Here is a 23,118-nt window from a genome sequence, read left to right as displayed (position 1 = left end):
CGGTGTCAAGGCTCGCTGTGCTGTGGTAGTAAGGCGTGCAATATGCGTTGATACTGGCCACTCTGTCTAAGCTCAGCCAGGCCCTGATTAAACTGTTGCATCAGCTGCTCCGAGCGTGGATCCCGCTTAGACAGCAGCAGATACATCGGCCTGAGTTCAAGCGCCGGCGTTAACCAATCCAGAGTATCAGCATACTGAGGCAATTTATGCTGTAACAGGTAAAGGCCATTCAGTTTGTCAGCAGGTACCAAATCAACCCGGCTGCGGGCCAGCATCTGAAAGGCTTGTTCGTCCAGTGCCACACTTACCATATTAGGTGTACTTTCAACCAAACCGGGCGGTTGTAAATAGCCCTGCACCAACGCCAGCCTTAGCCGCTGCCGGGCAATATCGGCATAATCGCTGTACTGAATTTGCATGCCTTTGCGTTTAAAAAACACAATATGATTAGCGTACAGTGGCTGTGAGTAATAAAAATGCTGTGCGCGTTCATCATCATACCAGGCGGCAATCAGGCCGATATAGTTAGCTTGCAGGCTTTCACGGTACGCGCGGGCAAAAGGCATAAAGGCTATTTCTATATCGATACCCTGCAATATAAACGCCTGACGCACCAGTTCACTCACGGCACCTTGCTTGGGTAAGTCTTCAGCATAATGCGGGTAATAATTGCTGCTGGCCAGTAATAAGGTTTCGCTTTGGCTATACAAAGGGGTAACGGCGAATAGCAACCATGCTAAGCTGAGCAATAACTTCATTTGTCCACCTGAATTAACTTTGTTGCTAACCAGTGTGGCATAGTGTTACTAAATTGCTAACTTTAACGGCGCAAAACACGTATTTAAAATGGGGTCAGAGAGCTCTGACCCCATTTTCGCGTTATTCTAAAGGCACTAGTCTTTACTTTGCTCGTGCGGCAGGTTGGTGCTGGCCTCGGCGTCTTGCTGCGGGCTGGCTAACGTGGCCTGATCGCCGGTCACCGGCATAGCGCGCGATTGCTGGTTAATCTGATAAATTTGCTCGGTGTTAGATAGATCCTGCGCGTTCTTAATATTGGCAATGGTTTCGCGCTCGGACAGGAAGCTTTGAATATCATCCAGTATCGCCTGCATCTCTTGCGGGTTGTCCTGCATTTCCAGAATATGCCGCGGGTGTTCCACGTTTTTCGCGCCGCTGTCGGCAAAGGTGCTGCTCATAATGCGTGAGCTGATGATCCAGGGCGTTAATGATGAGCGCATCACGTAGTTTTCGGACGAGGTAGAGTCGTAAATGCCTTTACCTGTGGTCAGTTTACTTTGGGTGTAGGTGCCTTCGCATTTTAAGTACACCAGTAAGGAGTCAAAATTCAGCTCGGCCCAAAAAGTGTGGCTGTAGTTTTCCAGCAAGCGGCCAAAGCTGTGACAAATAAACCAGCTAAAAATCAGGCTTAAAATAAACTGGCTTTCATTAAACATATTCACCACAAAGCCTTGTGTCAGCGCATCGCTGGGGCGTGCCAAGGCGGTGTATTCGCGAATAAGCGTTAGCATCGTCTGCGCTTCAAACAGCAGATAAAACAGAATAAAGGGGCCAATCAGCAGTAATAGCTGGCCGCAAATTGTGGCCCACAGCCGCAGCTGTTTAAACAGGGCACTATGTTGCAGCGGCGCATAAGCCGGCTGGGTTTCAATCATCACTTCGCCGCTAAAATCGCCTTTGCTTTCAGATTGTTCGTTCAGGCTGGGGTTAAGCTCGCGGTACACCCGGTTCGGGATCTCTTTATAACGGCGGTTTGCCATCACGATATTGTCGATATTAACAAACAGCTCACGCGGGTGAATATTCTCCTGCCAGTTGGCGCGGTACTCCGACACTTTGGTTTGCGCCTGCACCTGGGCAGTACGCTGTTTTAGCAGCAGGAAGATAAAGGCGCCGCTTAAGGCAGCAAACAGCAGTACTAACAACAATTGCGGTGTAACAGCAAAGCTTTGCAGCTCGGATTGTTGCAGCTCGGTGACAAACTGGCGCACCTCTGGTTGCTGCAGCAGATAATTAATGCCCAGCCCCAGCAGTACCGGTGCCAGAATAGCGAACGCCATAATTTTGGCCAGCTTCAGGTTGCCCTGGGTTTCAATGCTTTTCTCCGCCTGCCGGTACACGGTGCTGGCCGCGCGCCAGGTTAAAATAAGGTACACCACCAGCACAAAAGAAAAGAACGGCAGCAGGATATCGCCGGTGTCACCGGCCAGCCCTGTCAGGCAGACAAAGGCGGTTAATGCATAGGCCACCAGCGCTATCGCAGTGGCAATCAGCGCGCCGGCAAAGCGCTGCGCCAGGTTACGCAGTGGGTAGGGTAGAAAAATCAGCTTGGGCACCAGGGTGTGCACCAGGCGGGAGATAAAGCCTACCGGCTCGACAAAGGTTTTGTTTTTCCGCCCCATCAGCATCTCTTCTAAATCGATGCTTTTATAATGCGGTTGTTCCAGTTTAGCGCTTTCACGCTCAGACTTACTGTAATTAGGTGCCAGCGAGGTGGGTACGCTGCGGCCAACAAAAAAACGCAGCATCTGAAAAATACCGCCACCCAGCGCCCGCAGGCCACCGGCCAGCAACATAAAACCGACTGCGGCATAAATCCAGGCCAAGGTTTTATCCTGCTGCACCAGACTCACCACCTGCAGCAGTGGGTAAATACCCAGTAAGCTTACCAGCAGGCCGCGAATGGCGCGCAATAAGCCTTCAGCTTTAAACGGGTTACGGATGCCAAGCGATTCACTGCCGTAATCATAGGCCATGGTTACTTCCTTTTAAAAATCAGTTTGTTGTAAAACTGCTATCTTGCCTGACTGCCATGCTTTTGCAAGGCACTGCCCGATAGTTTTAGCGGATAATTAGCCGGTTAGCGAAATTTTTTATCGGCAAAGAAAAAAGGCGCCCAAAACCAGCAGCGCCTACCAGGAAATGGCACTGTCGTTATTTTAAAAAATCACTGATTTGGCTGGCCACAGTGCTGATGCCCAGTACGCCGTCTAAATGACCAAAGCTGCCGGGGATCTCGCCATATTGTGCGCTGTTACCGGCTGCCTGCATTACCTTGACGCTGTGCTGGCTTAATGCCGGTGGTAGCAGTAAATCACCGCTGGCGGGCAAAAACAGCGTTTTGGCTTTCACCCGGCCCAGTGCCTGCTGCCAGTTATCGCCCATGCCGGCTCGCCACAGCTGCGAGGCCCGCACTAAATACAAAATATGGTTGGCGTCTTGTTTTGCTGCCCGTTGCCGGGCTTGTGCCAGCAGTTGCTGCCAGGCTTGTGGCAGGGCGCGGATATCCTGATGTAAGGCTTTATCGGTGCTAAAGGCCGCATAGCGTGGGTTGAAGCCGTCCGGGTGCAAGGCATCCTGGGTAATGTAAGCCAGTGCCGTGCTTAAGCCCTGCCAGGGCTGGCCTTTATCGTAGTAGTCGCCGCCCTGCCAGGCCGGATCTTGTAAAATCGGGTAGGCCCAGCGCTGCAGTTTAATTGCACTGTAGTTGTCCATATAGGCGCTGCCAATCACTGGCAGCAGCCGTTCAACCTTGTCGGGGTAACGCACTGCCCATTCAATGGCCTGAAACGAGCCCATCGATGGCCCTATTACCGCATGCAGCTTGTCAATGCCTAAACTGTCGAGCAGCGCTTTTTGCACTTCAACAAAGTCACCAATGGTCACCACCGGAAAAGCTAAACCATAGGGTTTGCTTGTCGCCGGGTTAATCGTTGCCGGGCCCGTGGTAATCACCTTGGGGTCAAACACATTGGCGTTTACTAAGGTATCGCTGCTGATAACATAAAACTTATTGGTGTCTATCGCTTTATCCGGGCCGATAATGGCATCCCAATAGCCAGCGGCGGCATCCTCGGTGTGGTATTTACCGGCAGCATGGCTGCTGCCAGAGAAAAAATGGGTAATTAAGATCGCATTAGATTTATCGCTATTAAGTGTGCCATAGGCTTCCCAGCCGATATTAACCGGGGCAATAGTCTGGCCATTTTCGGTAGTAAACTTGTCCAGCGTAAAGCGCTGCTTTGCTACCAGTAAGGGGTCGGCCGATACAGCGACACTAAAGCAAAGTATGAGGGCGGTAAGCCAGCGCATTATCGCTCCTTAAAACCACTGAAATAATAAGATAGCCAGCGCTGTGCCAAGCACCGGTACTAATACGCTGACAACGGCGACCGGCCAATAGGCGTTTTGATGGCTTTCACCACAGATAGCACGGATAGTGGTCACCACATAGCCATTATGCGGCAGGGAATCCAGTGCACCGGACGAGATGGCCACCACGCGGTGCAGCTGCTCGGCATCGACACCACGCTCTAAATAGTGCGGTGCCAGCTCGGGCAGCGCAATCACCTGGCCGCCGGAAGCTGAGCCGGTAAGGCCAGCAATGGCACTTACCGCTACCGCAGCGCCTAAAAGCTCAGGCCCCGGCAAGTGTGTCATGGTGTTAACCACGCTGTTGAACGCCGGGGTAAGTTTCGCCACTGAGCCAAACCCCACCACGGCGGCAGTGTTGCCTATCGCCAACAGTGCCCCTAGCACGCCTTCATTGGTGGCTGCTGCCGGGTTACGTAAAAAACGAAAGTTAAGCAGGTACAGGCTGACCACACCACCGGAGAGCGCGACAATTAATGCTGCTTGTTGCAGACTGTCGTGCAGTAAAAAAGATAACAGCAGCACCACACCTAACGGAATTATGCCCGTCAGCGGGTGGGGTAAGGCGCGGTCGGTAATTTCCGGATCGCTGCTGCGCTGCACAAAGTGTTCGCCAGCAGCCTGCGCCCGTTTAATCATCCACATCAGCGCAGCGTAACCGGCAACGGCCATAAAGATGGCAACCACTATACTGACCTGCCAGCCGGCATAGGGCGTGGTGCCCAGATAAGGAATAGGGATCCAGTTTTGAATTTCCGGCGAGCCGGCCGAGGTCATGGTAAAGGTGACTGAGCCCAGCGCCAGTGCGGCCGGAATAAAACGCCGCGGCAGGTTAGCGCCTTTAAACAAGCTGACCGCCATTGGGTAGGCCGAGAATGCCACCACAAACACGCTGACACCGCCGTAAGTAAGCACGGCACAGGCCAGCACTACGGCTAACACCGCTTTGCCGTGACCAAGTTTTTTCACAATCGCCAGCGCCACCGCATCGGCCGCGCCAGTGTGCTCCATTAATTTGCCAAACAGCGAGCCTAATAAAAACATTAAAAACCAGGCGGCAACAAAGCCGGAAAAGCCGCTCATATAACCGTGGACAAAGTCGAGCTTGTCACTGACCTGCCAAAACGGAATGCCGTTGGTGATAGCCACCAGCAAAGCGCACAGTGGTGCCGTGATAAACAGGTTAAAGCCGCGCATCGTTAGCGTAATCAGCAAGCCGAGCCCGGCCAGCAACCCTATAAGACTCAACATCTTGTTATCCTTGTGCTCATTTTCGTTTAGTCTGATACAGGACAGCAGGCATCACCATAGTACTAAGGTACAGGTTAAAAAATCTGCGTTTGCGCCTACAGTAAGGCTACACAAATAACAACAAGATCATGTGAAATCAAACAGCAGGAGAGCCAAGATGGCCCATAACCATAATAAAGATGCACAGCACAAGTTTAGTCGTACCCTGTTAAAACCCAGCCTTATTGCTTTAGCCATCAGCAGTAGTTTTGCCCTGCCTGCGCTGGCGCAGGAAAGCGCAAAAGACGATGAAGAAGTTAAGCTGGAGCGGATTGAGGTGACCGCCCGGCGCACAGTGGAAAACCTGCAGGAAGTGCCGGTTGCCGTGACATCTATTGGTGCCGCCGATATTGCTGAGCGTGGCCTGGAGTCAGTGGTGGAAATTCAGCAGTTCTCACCTAATACCACCCTGCAGCAAAGCCGTGGTACTAACTCGACGCTGACGGCGTTTATCCGTGGTGTCGGCCAGGAAGACCCGTTATGGGGTTATGAGCCTGGCGTAGGTATTTACATTGACGATGTCTATGTCGCGCGGCCACAAGGCGCGGTGCTGGATATCCTCAACGTAGAACGCATTGAAGTACTGCGTGGCCCGCAAGGCACGCTTTATGGCAAAAACACCATTGGTGGCGCAGTGAAATACGTCACTAAAGAGATGAGCGGCGACACTGAATTTGCGGTAAACCTGACCGCCGGCAGCTATAAACAGGGCGATGTGAAATTAACCGGTCAGATCCCGCTGATTGACAACCAGCTGTATTTTGGCTTCGGTTATGCCAACTTACAGCGTGACGGTTATGGTAATTTTTTAACCTCAGCGTTGCCCAATCAGGATGGGGAAAACTACAACAAAGACTTACAAGCCTACCGTATGACGCTGGAATACCGCCCGACTGATGCGGTGTTTATGCGGCTGAACTATGACAAAACCGACGATAAATCGAATGCCAAAGGCGGCTTTCGTTTACTGCCAAGCCTACTGACTGATGCGCCGGTGCCTGACAGTGTATTCGACTCGTACACCAGCTTACCAACAAAAAATAAAGTGGAAACCGAAGGCTTAAGCCTGACGGTTAACTGGGACATCAACGATAACTGGACGTTAAAGTCGATTACCGCCCAGCGCGAGAGTTACTCGCCAACCAATATTGATTTTGATAATACCTCTTTGCCTATTTTTGACGTGCCTGCCATTTATGACGATGAGCAGTTCACGCAGGAGTTCCAGCTTAACTACCAGACTGATGGCTTTAAGATGGTATCAGGTGCTTACTATTACACAGCTGATTCCTGTGGTGTGTTCGATGCCATTCTGGGGGTATTGGGACAATCCTTGGGGGCGCCGGGGCTTACCCGTGAAGTGGGAGGTTGCAGTAACGGTGACAGCACTGCGCTATATGCTCAGGGGACTTACGATATTGATGATAAATGGTCGGTAACAGCAGGCTTACGCTACACCAAAGATGAAAAAGAAGCGGTGGTGCGCAATGGGCTGATTTTTGACATTGTGTATCCGGAGTCGGGTTGGATCCCAGGCTATGTGCGGCCAGATGGTTTAACCACGCCAGTGGTGCTGGATGACAGCGAAAGCTGGTCTAAGGTAACGCCAAAAATTGGTGTGGAATATCAGCACAGTAATGATCTGATGTTGTTTGCCAGTTACAGCCAGGGCTTTAAGTCCGGTACCTTTAACCCAAGGGCGACGGTGGCGGAGCCTGCCGCTGATCCTGAAGATGTTAACTCGTTTGAAATTGGTATGAAAAGCGACTGGAATGACCGGCTGCGCATTAATGCCACCTTATTCATGCTGGACCACAAGGACCGCCAATATATCGCCGTGATCCCTGATGAAAATGATGCAACGGCATTGAACCAGCGGTTAGGTAACGTTGGCCGTTCAGAAGCGACAGGCCTGGAGCTGGAAGTGACCTGGAAAGCCAGTCGTGAGCTGGAAATTTACGGTAATCTGGGCCTGATAGATGCCAGTTTTGAAGAGGCGCTAACCTTTGTGCCGGGCACCGGCGCGGTGGATATTTCCGATCGCTTCTCGGTAACCAATACACCGGAGACGACGGCGAATGTTGGCTTCAGTTACAACCTGCTGACAGACTTTGGTGATGTAATTGTTAATGGTAACTACAACTATCGCAGCAGCTACTCACTGGTAGAGCTGGACAACCTGTTGACACAAGACAGCTATGGGTTGTTAAACCTGGGGGTAACCTGGTTTAGTAATGATGGCCACTGGAGCATAGCACTGCATGGTAAAAACCTGACTGATGAAGAGTATCTGGTAGGTAACTATGCGTTTATTGCGCCGGACCCGGCTAACCCTGGCCAGTATATTCCAGGCCTGGGCGGTGACAATACGCTGATTGGTTATTACGGTGCGCCACGCACAGTAAGCCTGAGTGTCGGTTACCGTTTCTAAACACAAAACCCTTGCCGGGGCGCAAGCCCCGGTACATGATGGGCAAAAAAGCCCAGAAGTTAGCTTATGATTGCCTTAATTGCTGATGATCACCCACTGTTTCGGGTGGCCCTGTCCCAAGCCTGTGCCAATATTCTTGGCAGCGATGCATTACTGCTGCAAGCGGAAAATATGCAACAGGTGTGGCCTTTACTGCGAGCCCACCCCGACACCCACTTTATTTTTCTCGATTTAAAAATGCCAGGCAGTGAAGGCTTTACCGGCTTAACCGCGCTGCGCACCGAATACCCGGACGTGCCGGTGATTATGGTATCGGCGGAGGAAGACCCGGTCGTGATAAAGCAAGCGTTGGCACTTGGCGCTGCCGCCTATATTCCTAAGTCAGCGCCGCTTGAGCTACTGTCGCAAGCCATCAGTGCCGTGTTAAATGGCGACAGTTGGTTGCCGGCCGCGCTGGCGCAAGACGTGCACAACGCCAAGGCACTGATCGATGAAGACTTTGCCAGCCGGTTGGAGCAGCTGACACCACAGCAGTTTCGCGTGCTGAAGATGATTGCCGATGGCCTGCTCAATAAGCAAATTGCCTATGAAATGCAGGTGCAGGAAACCACGGTAAAACAACATGTCTCGGCCATACTGCGCAAGTTAAATGTCAATAACCGTACCCTGGCCGGCATCTTATTTGAAAAGCTAAGGCTGCCGTCCTAGCAATACCAGCGTCAGGCAGCTTTACAAAGCCTCCTCAGCGTGCGAAAGCAACCTATATTAATGTCAGATAAAACAGTACCTTCTAATGTTGGCTTGCACTATGCATTGTGCTGCACTGTAGTGCGTCCTGCATATTAAGGTGTGATGCGGGTTTCGACTTTTTTCAAAGGAGAAGCTAGCAATGGAAAACCTTGTTTCAATCAGGGGCCTTGGCACCCTATCTTTATATTTGCTCTGTTGTCTGAGTTTTGGCGCGCTGGCGGGGGCAAAAGCAGTACTGTCCGGGCCATCGCATGCTGCAGCCGGTGATATCGTCACCTTGCAAGGCCAGCATTTTAGCGCTGGCGAAAGTTACAGCATTAAGACCATTATGGGCAAGAAAAGTAGCCAACAGCTGGTGACGGCTGACGAGTCCGGCAGCTTGAGCTTTCAACTGGTTACCGGCAGTGCGGGCCAGTATCAGCTGCAGGTGCGTGACAGCAAAAAACGCCTGGTAGCAACCACTGCTGTGCTGGTACGGCCGGCAGGAGACTAGCGATGAACCTGCAACGATATGTTGTCACCGGTTTGGCGCTGGTGTTAGCCAGCTTTGGCCTGTGCGCTACACCGCAGCAGCAGGGGCTGGCCTTTGTCTCTATCCGTGATGGTCATGCCCATATCTACCTGCGTCAGGGCAGTAGCGAACAGGCGCTTACCAGCGGCAGCTCAGTGAATACCCAGCCAGCCTGGTCTGCCGATGGCAGTGAACTGGCATTTAGTTCAGTGCGCGACGGCCAGTCTGCTATCTATCTGATGCAAGCCGATGGCAGTCAGCTGCGCCGGTTAACACCAAGCCCGCTATGGCAAACGGCGCCAGCCTGGTCGCCGGATGGCACTGCCATTGCCTATCTGGCCAGAGATAACAGTAAAACGGGTGTGGAACTGCATCTGGTACAACTGGCCACTGGCGAGACCAAAGTGCTGGTAGCGGATGGCCTGGAGAAAGGGCCCGATGCGCCAGTGTGGTCGGCCGATGGTAAACAGTTAGTGTTTTTGGGCGCTAATGCCGATGGCAAGGCCGATGTCTGGCTGGTGCAGCGCGATGGTAGTGGCCTGAAAAATATCAGTGAGCAGACATCAAAACGTAATAAAGCGCACCCGGCTATTTCGCCAGATGGCCGTTATGTTGCCTATGTTGCTGACATGCGAGGGCATTTAGCACTGTTTCGCACCGACCTGCAAACCGGTGAGTCCGTTAACCTGACGGCCGATAAACCGGCGGCTTATGAAACGCCGCGCTGGTCTGCCGATGGCCGTCAGTTACTGTTTGCCAGTAGCCGGGATGATCCCGGTCTGACGCGGATGGATATTTTCGTGATGAATGCCGATGGTTCTGCGGTCACTAACCTAAGCCAGCACCCACACGAAGATTACAACCCACATTGGTCTGCCGATGGCAAGCAGGTGCTGTTTACCAGTTTACGCACCGGCACGGCACAAATTTACCGCTATGACATGGCTAAACAACGGGCCGAACGGCTTAGCGTGAACCAGTCACATGATATGGATCAGGTGCCACGTCCTGCCAATGGGCAGCATGCGGCGTCTGCGACAAAAGGAGACCTGTCGTATGAAAAATAGCACCAGCAGTTTTATATACCAAGCAGCATGGCGGCAGTTGGCGGTCGCTAGTCTGTGTTGTGTCAGCAGCCTGGCCTGGGCCGCCGGCAAAACCTACACCCTGGATGCCGATTTCGCCCTGGGCGTGCTTGACGGCGTCAATTATGACGCACCCAATAGTGATCAATTACAGCTAAATGCAGTAGGCACAACCTTTCCGGTGGCCTGGATAGCCAACGCCGGGGAAGATACCGTATCAAAGTTTGATACTAACCTGAACAAAGAAGTGGCGCGCTATCGTACCTGGTTTGGTCCGGCCGGCCAGCCCGGATATTTCAACCATTTGGGTAATGCCTATGCCGGGCCGGCGCCATCACGCACAGCTGTTGATATTAATGGTAACGCCTATGTACTTAACCGGCATTTTAGCCAGGGCACCAGTAGTGCCGGTGTGGTGCTAAAAATTCTGGCTGAGGGCTTTATCGACCGTAATGGTAATGGCGTGATGGACACCTCCGCTGACAGTGATGATGATGGCATCATCGATAACACTGAAATGATGCCGCTGGCAGATACCAACGGTAATGGCATTATTGACGAAAGTGAAATTCAGGATGAACGTATTGCCTGGGTTAAGCGCGTACCTGATGGCATAGCGGCGCCTTTGCGGCCAACAGGTGTATTAGGCCGTGCCATGTGCATTGGCACCGACGGCAACTTGTGGGTCGGGCTGTTCAATGACCGTACTTATTACAAGATCAGCTCAGCCGACGGTTCGACCATAACAGGCCCGGTATCGACAACACCTACTGCCGGCCAGCCTAATGCGGGGTCCTGGACACCCTATGGCTGTCTGATCGATGCCAGCGGCACGCTGTGGAGTGCGTCGTTATCTGGCGTATTGGGCAAAATTACTAATACGCAGAGCGACACTGGGCCTTATACCGTCTCATCTTTTGCTTCCAGTTTTAACTATGGTATCGCACTGGGCAACGGCAAAGTTTACCTGGGTAGTGCCAATCAACAGTTTGATCCGGCCACCAATACCTACAGTGCTATTCCGAATATGAATGTGGGTAGCTCCGGTATCGTTGTCGATGGTGGCGGCAATATTATTGCCGGCAGCTCAACAGTGCGTAAAGTGGCACCGGATGGCACCTTGTTATGGCAGGCACCGTTGCAGGCAGGTGGCAGCAGCTCGGTGGGGATACAGGTAGACGCCAACAATGACGTGTTGCAAATTGGCTTTACCAGTGCCGGTCGTATTCAAAAATACCGTGGTACAGACGGTGCACCGCTTGGCGTGTTCCCGGTAGGCAATATGCCTTATACCTACAGTGATGCCACCGGTCTGGTCGCACGTAATGTGACCAACCCCACCGGCACCTGGACAGTAGTGTATGACAGTGGCAACAGTGGCACTGCCTGGGACAATATTAACTGGAATGATCTGACTCCGGCAGATACCTCGGTTCAGGTGGCGTTCCGTGCGGCAGAAACCCAAGCCGGACTGGCATTAGTTAGTTATCAGCCAACCACTAAAGGCAGTGCATTGGCCAGCAGTGGCCGCTTTATTCAGGTGCAAAGCCGGTTAAATGGTAATGAGCAAGGCCAATCGCCAATACTGTTTGACCTGACCATTAATGCGGTCGATGCCGGTTGTGATGTGGATGGCAATGGCGCCACCGATTCGGTTGATGTTGCCCTGGTGCGGGCCGGCATTGGTCAGACACCGCTACCGGGTGATGTGCGTGACCAGAACGGCGATGGCAAAATTACCGTCAATGACGCCCGGTTATGCGCGCTGAAATGTAGCTTACCGCGCTGTGCAGTTGCGCCTTAAACAGGAAAGTTAATAAGAAGGATATTATTATGCGTATGTTATTGCTATGTGGTCTGCTTGCTTTGACGCTGATGTTTCCGGTAAAAGCGGCGGTGATCTATTTGTCGCCGGCGCAGCAACAGGTTGCAGTGTCTGACAGTGTAGCGGTTGATGTGTTCGTCACCGGATTAGCCGGCGAGGTAGTCTCTGGCTGGGACTTAAATTTGCTGTTTGATGACAGCATCTTACAATTCAGCGATGTATTTTTTGACCTGGCCAATTTTGCTGATGATCCTATGCTGGACGTGCTGTATGACAGCAGTGCAGTGGGCGGAAATATTAACAGTTTTCTGGTGTCTTTTTTAAGCGATGCTGACTTGCTATTAAAGCAGACAGAGCCGGTGCGGCTGATGTCGATCAGTTTTTTAGCACTAACCGATGGCATAAGCTTAATTAACTTTGGCACTGATCCGGATTATGAGCTGAATGTTACCGGGCTGGACGGCCTGAGCCTGCAACTGGCTGCCCGCGGTGCCTGTATTGGCGTTGGTCAGGGCCAGTGTGGTACTGATATACCCGCGCCGTCTACCCTGTGGCTGCTGGGGCTGGCGTTGTTATTACCACTGCAGCGCCGCTTCGCGCTACGTTGAAATAGCCTAGCGTAACAGGCGCTGAAACAGCCGTTTCAGCGCCGGCGCTTTTAGCGGTTTTAGCAAAAAGTAGTAGCCAGCGTTAAGGGCCTGTTCGCGGATATGCTCGCTGTGGTCGGCCGAGTGAATTATTACCGGCAGTTGCACGGCTAAGTGTGCTGCCAACTGGCTGGCGACTTCCACACCGGTGGCGCCGTTATCCAGGTGATAGTCAAACAGCAGTAGATCGGCTTTCAGGCCCTGTGCCAGTGCTTGTAGGGCCTCGGCCGGCTGGCCAACAGCCAGCACAGTAATGTGCCAGCTGCGTAATAGCTCTGCTACCGCACTGCGCAGCTGTGGCTCGTTATCCAGCAGCAGCACGGTTTTACCGGCAAAGCTGGCCGCAGCTTCGGTTACCTTTACCGGTGCGGCTGCGGCTGCAGTTACGCCACTTAGCGGAACCCTCAGGCTAAAACAACTGCCTCTGCCCGGTGTTGAACGCACCTTAAGCGGATGCGCCAGAATGGTGCTGATGCGCCTGGCTATCGCCAGCCCTAAGCCTAAACCTTTCTGGCTTTGTTGCTCGCCTTGCTGAAATTCGTCAAAGATGCGCTGCTGATCTTCAGCTTTAATGCCAATACCGGTATCCAGCACACAAATATCAATGTGCTGGCCACAGCGTTTTACCCCCAGCAGCACCTTGCCAGCTGGCGTGTAACGAATAGCATTGGCCAGCAGGTTTTGTATCACCCGCTTTAGCAATTTACGATCGCTGTAAATGCTGAGCTTACTGGCACGGTAGTGCAGCTGCAGGCCTTTTTCACTGGCCAGAATGGCGGCGTCGCGGGCAATATCGTCCAGTACACTGTTAAGGCTAACCGGCTGTGGATTGGCCGTTATCACACCTGAGTCGAGTTTAGTCAGCTCTAAAATAGCGCCTAACAGCTCTTCAGCGGAGTTAAGCGAACTGATTAAATTATGGCTGAGCTGCTTAAGTTCGGTATTAGGTTGTTTGTCGCGCAGCAAGCTGGCAAACAGCACCGCGGCGTTAAACGGCTGCATTAAATCATGGCTGGCGGCAGCGAAAAAACGGGTTTTTGCCTGGGTGCTTTGCTCCAGCTGTTGCTGGGCCAGCTGCAGTTGGCCATTTAGCTGCTGCAAGGCGGCAGTGCGCTCGGCGACCCGTTGCTCCAGCTGCTGTTGGGTATCGATAAAGGCGCTCACGTCACTGTAGGTTGTCACAAAGCCGCCGCCGGGCAAGGGGTTTCCTTGCATTTCCAGAACCCGGCCGTCCTGCTGGCGGCGCTGAAACTTGTAGGCGCTACCCTGACGCAGGTAACTTAAGCGCTTGTCGATTTCGCTTTGCACATCATCACTGTCAATTAAGCCGCGCTCAAGGTTAAAGCGAATAAGCTCGGCTACCGGTTTGCCGACTTCTACCAAGCCCGGCGGATAGTGAAACATGTCGATATAACGCTGGTTCCAGGCAATTAAGCGCAGGTCGGCGTCTACCACGCTGATGCCCTGGCTGATATTGTCGATGGTAGCGCGCAGCAGCGCCTGATTAAACTGAAATACCTGGCTGGCTTCATCAACAAAGCGGGCTACCGACTCCAACGGCAGGCTAGCATGGCGGCCACTGGCATCCATAATAAGCCGCATGGAGGCACCGCCCACCACGGCAGCCAGGCTACGCTCGGCAGCTTGCACCAGATTTGCCGGGGCTAATTGTTGCAGTTCGTGAGCTTGCTTTAAATTACGTTGCAGCAAGCGGCTGGCTTCTTTTTCGCCGGCAAACCGCTTTACCAGCAGGTAACAGTCCTGCACCGTTAAATGCAGTGGCCGCTTTAGCGGGCTGCTGAGCTGGGTGCGCAAAAAGCGGCCGCTTTCCAACCATTCACCGACCCGGGTGGTGCTTAGCCGGCTAACCAGCAAAATCAGTGCGCAGTTCAGGCTCAGGCTTACCAGTACGCCTATGCTTATCACATCCGCATTGATGCCAAACAGCTGCTGCGGTGCCAGCAGTTGCCAGCCAAACGGGCCTTCGCTAAGCCAGCGGTTGCCGATTAAACCGGCACGGCTTAACTCAGGCAGCAAAATAATATAAGCCCAGGCCAGGGCACCGCCACATAAGCCGGCAATGGCACCCTGGCGGTTAATGTTGCGGCTTAATAAGCCTAACATCAGCGCCGGTGCCAGCTGCGCCACCAGTGCAAAGGCCATCAAGCCCAGCTGGGCCAGACCGGTTTCGGTACCAATCCAGCGGTAATACAAATAGCCCAGCGCCATCACGCTTAGCATGGCAATACGGCGCAAGGTGGCCACTTTAATATGGCCTTTGTCGCTGGCTGTAGCGCTACGGTACAACAAAGGGGCCAGCAGCTCGTTGGTGATCATAATGCCCAGCACCACAGTCGCCACCACCACCATACTGGTCGCGGCAGAAAAGCCACCTAAGTACGCCAGCAGCGCCATATCGGTACGCTGTGCCGCCAGCGGCAGCTGCAGCACTACTAAATCAATATTGGCGTCGCTGCCCAGCAGCATCACGCCGGCCAGCGCCAGTGGCAGGGTAAACATGCCCATCAGCAGCAGGTAAAGCGGGAAGATCCAGCGGGCAGCGCGTAAATGGCCTAAATGCTGGTTCTCGACAAAGGTGACATGAAACTGCCGCGGTAAGCACAGGGTGGCAGCAAAGCCCAGTAATACATGCAGCCAGTAAGTATGAGATGGCAGGGCCTGCTGCTGCAGCTGGCTGACCGCCGGGCTTAGTGCCGCCAGCTGAAAAATCTGCCCTATGCCGTCATACATGCCCCAAAACACAAAGGCGCCAATGGCTAACAGGGCCAGCAGCTTAACCAGCGACTCAAAGGCGATGGCGGTCATCAGGCCGGGGTTGGGCTGGTGGGCTTTAGCGCCTTTACTGACAAACAACAGCGCAAATACCGCCATCCACAAGCTGACATATAAGCCGGTGTCGCTGTACCAGGCGCTGCCCGGCGCGGTGGCAACCAGGGTATTAATGCTGGTGGCTACCGCATGCAGTTGCAGCGCAACGTAGGGGATAACCGACATTAGCAAAATAAGCGTGGTAATAACCGCCAGGCTACGGGAATGGCCGAAGCGGGTGGCGATAAAGTCGGCAATAGAGGTAATGCGGTAGCGGCGGCAGGCAATAGCAATGCGGGCCACCAGTTTAAAGCCAAACCAAAACAAAATAAACGAGCCGATATAGGTGGGCGGCATCCACCAGCCGTTTACGGCGGCCTGCGCCGTGACGCCATAAAAGGCCCAGGAGGTGCAGTAAATAGACAAGGCAAAACTGAACACCCAGGGCGCCAGTGGGTGTTTGCTGTTAATGCGTTTGCCGAAATGGCCAACACTAAACAGCACCAGCAGGTAGAGCAACGAGAGGGCGGCAATGCTACCCAGGCCAATACTGCTGCCGTTTAGGATCATCTGTTCTGCTGTTGTCATCCACTTATCACAGAAGCCGATTGTGCCTGAGTTTTCACCGCCCGGCTAGCGGGCTGTCCAGCCGCCATCCAGCACCAGAGTTTGCGCGCTGATATGCTTCGCTGCCGGGCTGCATAAAAACAGCGCAGTTGCCGCAATTTCCTCTACACCAATAAAGGCTTTTTGTGGCATGGGCGCCAGCATAATTTGCTCTATCACCTGTTGCTCGGTCAGGTTATGCTCTTTGGCCTGAGCGGCAATTTGCTGCTCGACCAGCGGCGTTTTCACATAGGCCGGGCAAATGGTGTTAATGGTGAAGTTGATGTCGGCATTTTCCAGCGCCACCACCTTGCTAAAGCCCAGCAGGCCATGCTTAGCTGCCACATAGGCCGATTTAAACGGCGACGCCACCAGGGCGTGAATAGAGCCGATATTGATAATACGGCCAAAGTTACGCGCGCGCATGCCAGGCAGCACTGCGCGGCTTAGCATAGCCGGGCCGGTTAGCATCACGTTGAGCAGTTGCTGCCACTTTTGCGGTGGAAAATCCTCCAGCCGCGCCACATGTTGTATGCCGGCATTATTAATTAGCACGTCAATGTCAAACTGACTGGTGCAGCGGGCAATATCAGCTTCGTTAGTCACATCCAACTGGATGGCGCTGGCGTTAAAACCCTGCGCGGTTAACCGGGCGGCTTTTTGTTCTGCTTGCGCTAATTGTAAGTCGGCCAGAATGACACTGTGCCCCGCGCTGGCAAACTGACTGGCGATTTCAAAGCCGATACCACCGGTAGCGCCGGTAACCAGAACCTGCATAGCTGTTACTCCAAACTGTAGTGATGGCCTTATGCTAGAAGCGTAGCGGCCAGCCGGCAACGCTACTTTAGTGCTATGAGGTATCAGCTTGTGGGAAAAACGCAGTAGAGGTGGCTACACGGCTAAAATCAATAAATAGCGGGCAATATTTGGTGCTCAAAGCGCCTTGTGGTACATTCTGCCAGCTTAAATAAATAATAAACTTGCTGCAGCCGGCCGGTTTTATCAGAAAAATTATAATATTTCAGCGCTTTAGTGCTGTTTTACCCTGCAACGCAGTGTAAAGGCCTATTATCTTGTTGCGACCGGCGTAAAAAGCAGCCCAACCAAGACTTCACAGAGGACACCCTATGTCAGCGCCTGACAATACAGCCGTGGTAGACAGTGGCAAACGCGGCTGGTTTACCCGTTTTCTTGATACGGTAGAGTTTCTCGGTAACTTATTGCCGCACCCGGTAACCTTATTTGCCTGCTTCGCCCTGGCGGTAGTGCTGGGCAGTGGTATTGCTGCTTATTTTGATGTCAGCGCCATTGATCCGCGGCCAGAGGGCACGGCGGGGCGCGCCGCCGATGGCGTGATCCGGGTGGTCAACCTGGTTAGTGTCGAAGGTTTACAGCGCATAGTGTCGAACCTGGTGACGAATTTCACCAGTTTTCCACCGCTGGGTGTGGTGTTGGTGGCGCTGCTGGGCGTGAGTATTGCTGAGCACTCCGGGCTTATCTCTGCCGCGATGCGCGGTTTAGTGATGGGCGCCTCCAAGCGCATGGTTACCGTCACTATCGTGTTTGCCGGTATCGTGTCTAACACCGCATCGGAGCTGGGCTATGTGGTGCTGATTCCGATGGCGGCAGTGATCTTTCATTCGCTTGGCCGCCATCCACTGGCAGGGCTGGCGGCGGCTTTTGCCGGCGTGTCTGGTGGCTACAGTGCTAACTTGCTGATTGGCACTGTTGACCCTTTACTGGCGGGGTTTACCCAGTCGGCGGCCAACTTAATCGATCCGAATTACACCGTTAGCCCAGATGCAAACTGGTTTTTTATGTTTATCAGTACGTTTTTTATTGCCGGCTTAGGGGCTTTTGTTACCGAGAAAATCGTCGAGCCCAAGTTGGGTAAGTACGACCCAAATGAGGCCAGCATCGATTTGGGCAAACAGCAACTGGATAAATTAACTCAGCATGAAAAGCGCGGCCTGGCCTGGGCTGGCGTTGCGTTTGTGGCTATTGCTGTGTTACTGGCGTTGAGTGTGGTACCAGAGTGGGGGCCGCTGCGCCATCCGCAAACTGGTTTAATTGATGGCTCACCGTTTTTAAAAGGCATAGTCGTGTTTATCTTTATCGGTTTCGCCATACCGGGTTTTGTTTATGGCCGTATTGTTGGCAGCATGAAAACCGACCGTGATGTTATTAACGCCATGTCCAAAAGCATCAGCTCTATGGGCTTGTATATCGTACTGGTATTTTTCGCGGCCCAGTTTGTTGCCTTTTTTGGCTGGTCGAATTTAGGCTCCATTTTGGCGGTAAAAGGTGCAACCTTACTGCAGGATATTGGTTTAACCGGTCCTATGCTGTTTGTGTTCTTTATTGCCATGTGTGCGCTGGTGAATTTATCGCTGGGCTCGGCCTCGGCGCAGTGGGCCATTTTCGCACCGATATTTGTCCCCATGCTGATGATTGTCGGCTACTCGCCGGAAGTGATCCAGGCTGCCTACCGTATCGGTGACTCGGTAACGAACCTGATTACGCCGATGATGAGCTACTTTGGCTTAATACTGGCCGTGGCGGCACGCTACAAGAAAGATCTCGGTATCGGTACGCTGATTGCCACTATGTTGCCGTATACGCTGGTGTTTTTTGTCGGCTGGGTAACGCTGTTCTACCTGTGGGTATTTGTATTTGGCTTGCCGGTTGGCCCCGGCGCACCGACCTACTATCAGTTTGGTGGCTAGGCAGTTTAGCGGCTAGGTAGCGTGGTGTTCAGGCAGTTTGACTGCCGAGCTATAAAGAATAAAAAACCGCAGTTAACTGCGGTTTTTTATTAACTACTGACAGCGGTAGACTCGCGTACCAGCAATTCCGGAATAAACACCGGTTGCTTGTCTGGCAGGTTTTTACTGGCATTGGGTTTGGTATGGCGAAACAGCAATTCAGCGGCCTGTTGGGCAATGGTGACGTTGGGCTGGTGTGCTGTCGTCAACGGCGGCCAGGTCTGGCGCGAGAAGGGGCTGTTCTCAAAACCGGCGATAGCCAGTTGCTGCGGAATAGCAATATTCATTAGCCTGGCACTAAACAAAGCACCGGCGGCAATCTCATCGTTACAGGCAAAAATGGCGGTCGGCCTTTTGCTTAACTGCAGCAATTTCTCCGCCCCCTTTACGCCAGACTCAAATGAGTAGCTGCCCGGCACGATAAATTTCGGATTAGTTGCGATACCGCGTTTTGCCAGTGCGGCCTGATAGCCCGCTAAACGCTCACCGCTAGAGCTGTGCTCATCGTCACCACATAAAAAAGCAATCTCAGTATGGCCCAGCTCCAGCAGGTGATTAGTAATTTTAAAGGCGGCGGTAAAGTCATCTACCAACACACAATTGCTGAGTTTAGGTGAAGGGGTAGACCCCGAAATAATACGGATAAACGGCAGACCAATTTTTTCCAGTGCCTGGGCAATCTCGGGCATCTCGGAAAATGGCGGGGTCAGCACTAAACCTGCCAGGCGTGAATGCTGCACTAAATCTAACACTTCCTGCACTATACCGGCAGATTTGGCATTCGTCGGATGGATTATCAGCTCATAGCCATGTTTACGACAGGCATCCAACATACCTCTTTGCATGTCGATAACATAGTAGGCATTGGGGTTATCATAGATATAGCCAATGCTGAATGAACGGCTACTGGCCAGATTGCGGGCGGCAGCGTTTGGCTGATACTGCAGTTCGTTGATGGCCGCCATCACTTTATCATAGGTGTCTTTGCGAACGGAGGGTTCGTTGTTCATCACCCTGGACACCGTTTTTATTGAGACACCGGCCTGACGGGCGACATCATTTATGGTTACTTTCATGCTGAGATCCCGGCTCTTTATAGAGTTAATGACAGCGCTGGTCATTTATTAGATCAAATTGAACTAATGGATACCTCTTTTTTGCCGAAACGGCAAACATTTCTTGCTTATTTTTGCTACGACTTTTGGCAAGAATAAGAGAATTTTAAAAAATAAATGCTTAACATGCTGTATAAAAACAAAAAAATATTTTGGCTTGGTCTGTCATTTTCTTACTGTCTGTTGTCAGCCGCTAAGGTTGGTGTTGTTTTACCCTTGTTCAAACGCGCCAATAGCGTTTAAAAAATCATCGAATTCGGTTTGCAAAGGCGATTTTTTTTGTGTATGTTAAATTTCAATGACAGCGTTGTCATGGTTTGTCCGGGAAGTAAAACAGCAATACAACAAGAGAACAGGAACTGGAGAAGGTTATGCAGCACACAAAAATAACGAAATGTGCGATAGCAGTGAAGCTTGGATTAATGGTCGGCAGCGCCGCCTTAACAATGCCGGCATTTGCTGAAACTGAAGTCGCCAAAGAGCAGCAGGTAGAAGTGATTCAGGTGCGCGGTATCCGTGCATCGCAAGAAGCCAACTTAAATGCGAAACGGTTTTCAAACTCTATTGTCGATGTAGTGACAGCGGAAGACATTGGCAAATTTCCGGATAAGAACGTCGCAGAGTCGCTGTCACGTATTACCGGTGTGGGTGTAAGCCGTGAATTTGGTGAAGGCGAAAAGATTACCGTGCGCGGCGCCAGCTCTTCGACTAACCGTACCCTGTTAAATGGCCAGACGGTAGCCACAGCCGACTGGTTTATTCTGGATAACCCGGGTCGCAGTTTCAACTACACGATGTTGCCATCGGCGCTGGTGTCTGATTTAGAAGTGTACAAGTCACCTCAGGCCAGTATTGATGAAGGTTCTATCGGCGGTACGGTGATTCTGCGCACCCGTCAGCCATTAGCGATGGAGGCAAACAGCATTAACCTGTCACTGGAAGGGCAGTATTCTGATGCGGCTGAAAAGTGGGACCCGCAGGTGTCAGGCATGTATTCGTGGAAAAACGACGCAGAAAGTTTCGGTGTGCTGGTGTCGGCCATTAAGCAAGACCGTAAAGTAGTGCGCCAGGGGTTTGAAGTACTGGGCTGGCCAACCAATGCCGATTTAGATGCCAAGGTGCCAAGCCATATCGGTGTGCCACGCTTTGAGCAGGATCGTGAGCGCGAAACGCTGTTTTTATCGCTACAATCACGGCCAAATGCACAGTTAGACATGGTGCTGAACGTGCTGGACTCAAAAGTGGATGCCAATAACCACAACCAGAACTGGCTGATTTTTGTTAACAACAATGCTGATGTTTTAAGCAATACAGTGCTGCAAAATGGCAGTGTTGTGGCTGGCGAAGTGGCTGCCGCCGGCACTGCTGCCTATAACTTTATTAACCGGGTGTCGTCTACCGAAACCCGTGCTATCGACTTTGACCTGACCTATAGCGGCGAGACCTACGAGCTGCATACCCAGGTTGGCCATACCGAGGCTAAAGGCGGTACTTACCGCGAAACGTCGTGGGAGTATGTGCCGGCAGGGGGCACCGGCTACAGTTTTGATTTACGTGGCGGCACGCCATCGGCAAGCACAGATGTCGATGCGACTGATCCGACGCAGTTCCGTCCGGGCTGGATTTGGGGTGGTGATAAACCGACTACTGACGAAGAAAGCTATGCGCAGTTTGACTTCACCATCCCGGTACAAAAAGGCGCCTTTACTGCAATTAAAACCGGTGCCAAGTACCGTATGGCAGAACGCACACAAGACCGTACAGCTTACAGCTGGCATGGCCCACAAACTATGGCGGGTAACGAGGATATTGCCGGCGATTACTTAAGCCATATTTTCGCTACTTGTTATGATTGGGCGCAGTGTGGTTTGTTTAACGGCACTGTCAGTGTGGATGCGGTTGTAAACGGCAATATGACACAGCAAATGGCGCACAACCGTGCAGCGATGGAGCGTATAGCCTTTGAAGGGTTGGAAGGTGTGCCGGCTGATTTTGCCCGCTCAAAGAACCTGGCCGAAATCTGGGCGGTAGAAGAGGACATTCTGGCGTTATATGTGCAGGGCGAGTTTGAAGGCGAAGGCTTTCGCGGCAATATCGGTGTGCGCTATGTCGACACCCGGCAAACCTCAGGCGGTTATGAGTTCTCCGGTGATTCCTGGGGGCTTTGGACCATTGACCGTGAGTGGTTAACGCCGGAGGTGCTGGAGTGGGTAGAGACGGATAACGACTACAGCGAAGTGCTACCGAGTTTAAACATAGCCTTTGATTTAGATGATGATCAGATCCTGCGTTTTGGCGCTGCCCGCGTGATGGCGCGACAAGACTGGAATAATATTTCCTCGTCTATTACCTATGGGTCATTAAACGTAGCCCAACCTACCGGCAGTGCCAGTAATCCGCATCTGATGCCGCAAATTGCTGACCAGTTTGATCTGTCGTGGGAGTGGTATTTCGATGCATCATCGTTATTGGCAGTAACTTATTTCCACAAAGATATTAAGAGCTACCGCAGTTTCTCTACCTTTGTCGACCAGCGTTACTGGGAAGAAGGTGAAGAATGGGTAGATGTAACCTTTACCCGGCCAGAAAACGGCCCGGGTGGCAAAACTGACGGTATTGAGCTGAGCTATCAGCAGGCCTTTGGTGATTTTGGTGTCAGTGCCAACTACACCTACACCAATGCGCAGCGCGATGAAGAACGCGACTTAACCAAGCCGGGTTCAGGCCTGGTTGAGGGGACGTCGCGCCATATGATGAACGCCAGTGTGTATTATGAAACCGACAGCTTAAGTGCGCGTCTGATGTATAACTACCGCACCGAGTGGTACAAAGGCCTGCATTTCAATGGTGATGAGCTGTGGAACGACAGCTATGGGCAGTTAGACGCCAGCTTTGGCTATAACCTGACTGATAACATTACCCTGTCATTTGAAGCCATTAACCTGACCGATGAGGAAGTGGTGGAGTACAACACTGAGCCAGCCCGGTTGTTCTCCATTTACCAGAATGGTCGCCGTTTTGTTGCCGGGATCCGGATGAACTTCTGATTAAGGCGACAACGCTAACGACAAGGTTGATACTGTTCTGGCAGTAT

Annotated in this window: 15 protein-coding genes; 8 read left to right on the top strand and 7 right to left on the bottom strand. The window is 52.3% G+C overall.

What is annotated here, in order from left to right:
• Positions 1 to 5: 5 nt before the first annotated feature.
• From RNAN_RS05475 to RNAN_RS05460, 4 genes are all read right to left on the bottom strand, one after another.
• The gene (locus tag RNAN_RS05475) at positions 6 to 758 is read right to left on the bottom strand and encodes a substrate-binding periplasmic protein (protein WP_008219625.1); all 753 of its coding nucleotides are present in this window, start codon (positions 756 to 758) and stop codon (positions 6 to 8) included.
• A 135-nt stretch (positions 759 to 893) separates the two neighbouring features.
• Positions 894 to 2,774, bottom strand: coding sequence for a hypothetical protein (locus RNAN_RS05470; protein ID WP_008219623.1), 1,881 nt, complete (start codon positions 2,772 to 2,774; stop codon positions 894 to 896).
• A gap of 178 nt (positions 2,775 to 2,952) precedes the next feature.
• Positions 2,953 to 4,110 (bottom strand): E22 family MetX-like putative esterase, encoded by a 1,158-nt coding sequence (locus RNAN_RS05465; protein WP_008219622.1) that lies wholly within the window; start codon positions 4,108 to 4,110, stop codon positions 2,953 to 2,955.
• Between the two features lie 9 nt (positions 4,111 to 4,119).
• Positions 4,120 to 5,421, bottom strand: coding sequence for a GntP family permease (locus RNAN_RS05460; RefSeq protein ID WP_008219621.1), 1,302 nt, complete (start codon positions 5,419 to 5,421; stop codon positions 4,120 to 4,122).
• Positions 5,422 to 5,578: 157 nt separating this feature from the next.
• Between RNAN_RS05460 and RNAN_RS05455 the strand changes: the two genes are divergently transcribed.
• From RNAN_RS05455 to RNAN_RS05430, 6 genes are all read left to right on the top strand, one after another.
• The gene (locus RNAN_RS05455; RefSeq protein ID WP_008219618.1) at positions 5,579 to 7,891 is read left to right on the top strand and encodes a TonB-dependent receptor; all 2,313 of its coding nucleotides are present in this window, start codon (positions 5,579 to 5,581) and stop codon (positions 7,889 to 7,891) included.
• Between the two features lie 66 nt (positions 7,892 to 7,957).
• The gene (locus RNAN_RS05450) at positions 7,958 to 8,599 is read left to right on the top strand and encodes a response regulator (RefSeq protein ID WP_008219617.1); all 642 of its coding nucleotides are present in this window, start codon (positions 7,958 to 7,960) and stop codon (positions 8,597 to 8,599) included.
• 181 nt (positions 8,600 to 8,780) lie between these two features.
• Positions 8,781 to 9,134 carry a hypothetical protein gene (locus RNAN_RS05445; protein ID WP_008219615.1) on the top strand — a complete coding sequence of 118 codons (354 nt, stop codon included), beginning with the start codon at positions 8,781 to 8,783 and terminating at the stop codon, positions 9,132 to 9,134.
• 2 nt (positions 9,135 to 9,136) lie between these two features.
• Positions 9,137 to 10,219 (top strand): TolB family protein, encoded by a 1,083-nt coding sequence (locus RNAN_RS05440; RefSeq protein ID WP_008219612.1) that lies wholly within the window; start codon positions 9,137 to 9,139, stop codon positions 10,217 to 10,219.
• Positions 10,209 to 12,041, top strand: a complete 1,833-nt coding sequence (locus tag RNAN_RS05435; protein ID WP_008219610.1) for a hypothetical protein — start codon at positions 10,209 to 10,211, stop codon at positions 12,039 to 12,041. The genes RNAN_RS05440 and RNAN_RS05435 overlap by 11 nt, the downstream gene beginning before the upstream one ends.
• Positions 12,042 to 12,070: 29 nt before the next feature.
• Positions 12,071 to 12,670, top strand: coding sequence for a hypothetical protein (locus tag RNAN_RS05430; RefSeq protein ID WP_008219607.1), 600 nt, complete (start codon positions 12,071 to 12,073; stop codon positions 12,668 to 12,670).
• Positions 12,671 to 12,676: 6 nt separating this feature from the next.
• On the opposite strand, the gene RNAN_RS05425 is transcribed toward RNAN_RS05430, so the two are convergent.
• Complete coding sequence (locus RNAN_RS05425; RefSeq protein WP_040551794.1) at positions 12,677 to 16,126, bottom strand: hybrid sensor histidine kinase/response regulator; 3,450 nt, start codon at positions 16,124 to 16,126, stop codon at positions 12,677 to 12,679.
• Positions 16,127 to 16,171: 45 nt separating this feature from the next.
• Positions 16,172 to 16,921 carry a 3-hydroxybutyrate dehydrogenase gene (locus tag RNAN_RS05420; RefSeq protein WP_008219602.1) on the bottom strand — a complete coding sequence of 250 codons (750 nt, stop codon included), beginning with the start codon at positions 16,919 to 16,921 and terminating at the stop codon, positions 16,172 to 16,174.
• A gap of 350 nt (positions 16,922 to 17,271) precedes the next feature.
• On the opposite strand from RNAN_RS05420, the gene RNAN_RS05415 reads away from it, so the two are divergent.
• Positions 17,272 to 18,870 carry an AbgT family transporter gene (locus tag RNAN_RS05415; protein WP_008219600.1) on the top strand — a complete coding sequence of 533 codons (1,599 nt, stop codon included), beginning with the start codon at positions 17,272 to 17,274 and terminating at the stop codon, positions 18,868 to 18,870.
• Between the two features lie 89 nt (positions 18,871 to 18,959).
• Here RNAN_RS05415 and RNAN_RS05410 read toward each other — a convergent pair whose 3' ends face one another.
• Positions 18,960 to 19,985 carry a LacI family DNA-binding transcriptional regulator gene (locus RNAN_RS05410; RefSeq protein WP_008219598.1) on the bottom strand — a complete coding sequence of 342 codons (1,026 nt, stop codon included), beginning with the start codon at positions 19,983 to 19,985 and terminating at the stop codon, positions 18,960 to 18,962.
• 410 nt (positions 19,986 to 20,395) lie between these two features.
• Between RNAN_RS05410 and RNAN_RS05405 the strand changes: the two genes are divergently transcribed.
• On the top strand, positions 20,396 to 23,071 hold the full coding sequence (locus RNAN_RS05405) for a TonB-dependent receptor (RefSeq protein WP_040551792.1): 2,676 nt from the start codon (positions 20,396 to 20,398) through the stop codon (positions 23,069 to 23,071).
• The last annotated feature ends 47 nt before the right edge of the window (positions 23,072 to 23,118 follow it).

Source organism: Rheinheimera nanhaiensis E407-8, assembly GCF_000296695.1.
GTDB classification, from domain to species: domain Bacteria; phylum Pseudomonadota; class Gammaproteobacteria; order Enterobacterales; family Alteromonadaceae; genus Alishewanella; species Alishewanella nanhaiensis.
This window is presented reverse-complemented; position numbering and strand designations above follow the sequence as displayed.

What these genes read in the sequence shown, in the direction of transcription:
- RNAN_RS05475 (WP_008219625.1), bottom strand. Translation starts at nt 758, where the DNA reads ATGAAGTTATTGCTCAGCTTAGCATGGTTGCTATTCGCCGTTACCCCT.
- RNAN_RS05470 (WP_008219623.1), bottom strand. Translation starts at nt 2,774, where the DNA reads ATGGCCTATGATTACGGCAGTGAATCGCTTGGCATCCGTAACCCGTTT.
- RNAN_RS05465 (WP_008219622.1), bottom strand. Translation starts at nt 4,110, where the DNA reads ATGCGCTGGCTTACCGCCCTCATACTTTGCTTTAGTGTCGCTGTATCG.
- RNAN_RS05460 (WP_008219621.1), bottom strand. Translation starts at nt 5,421, where the DNA reads ATGTTGAGTCTTATAGGGTTGCTGGCCGGGCTCGGCTTGCTGATTACG.
- RNAN_RS05455 (WP_008219618.1), top strand. Translation starts at nt 5,579, where the DNA reads ATGGCCCATAACCATAATAAAGATGCACAGCACAAGTTTAGTCGTACC.
- RNAN_RS05450 (WP_008219617.1), top strand. Translation starts at nt 7,958, where the DNA reads ATGATTGCCTTAATTGCTGATGATCACCCACTGTTTCGGGTGGCCCTG.
- RNAN_RS05445 (WP_008219615.1), top strand. Translation starts at nt 8,781, where the DNA reads ATGGAAAACCTTGTTTCAATCAGGGGCCTTGGCACCCTATCTTTATAT.
- RNAN_RS05440 (WP_008219612.1), top strand. Translation starts at nt 9,137, where the DNA reads ATGAACCTGCAACGATATGTTGTCACCGGTTTGGCGCTGGTGTTAGCC.
- RNAN_RS05435 (WP_008219610.1), top strand. Translation starts at nt 10,209, where the DNA reads ATGAAAAATAGCACCAGCAGTTTTATATACCAAGCAGCATGGCGGCAG.
- RNAN_RS05430 (WP_008219607.1), top strand. Translation starts at nt 12,071, where the DNA reads ATGCGTATGTTATTGCTATGTGGTCTGCTTGCTTTGACGCTGATGTTT.
- RNAN_RS05425 (WP_040551794.1), bottom strand. Translation starts at nt 16,126, where the DNA reads ATGACAACAGCAGAACAGATGATCCTAAACGGCAGCAGTATTGGCCTG.
- RNAN_RS05420 (WP_008219602.1), bottom strand. Translation starts at nt 16,921, where the DNA reads ATGCAGGTTCTGGTTACCGGCGCTACCGGTGGTATCGGCTTTGAAATC.
- RNAN_RS05415 (WP_008219600.1), top strand. Translation starts at nt 17,272, where the DNA reads ATGTCAGCGCCTGACAATACAGCCGTGGTAGACAGTGGCAAACGCGGC.
- RNAN_RS05410 (WP_008219598.1), bottom strand. Translation starts at nt 19,985, where the DNA reads ATGAAAGTAACCATAAATGATGTCGCCCGTCAGGCCGGTGTCTCAATA.
- RNAN_RS05405 (WP_040551792.1), top strand. Translation starts at nt 20,396, where the DNA reads ATGCAGCACACAAAAATAACGAAATGTGCGATAGCAGTGAAGCTTGGA.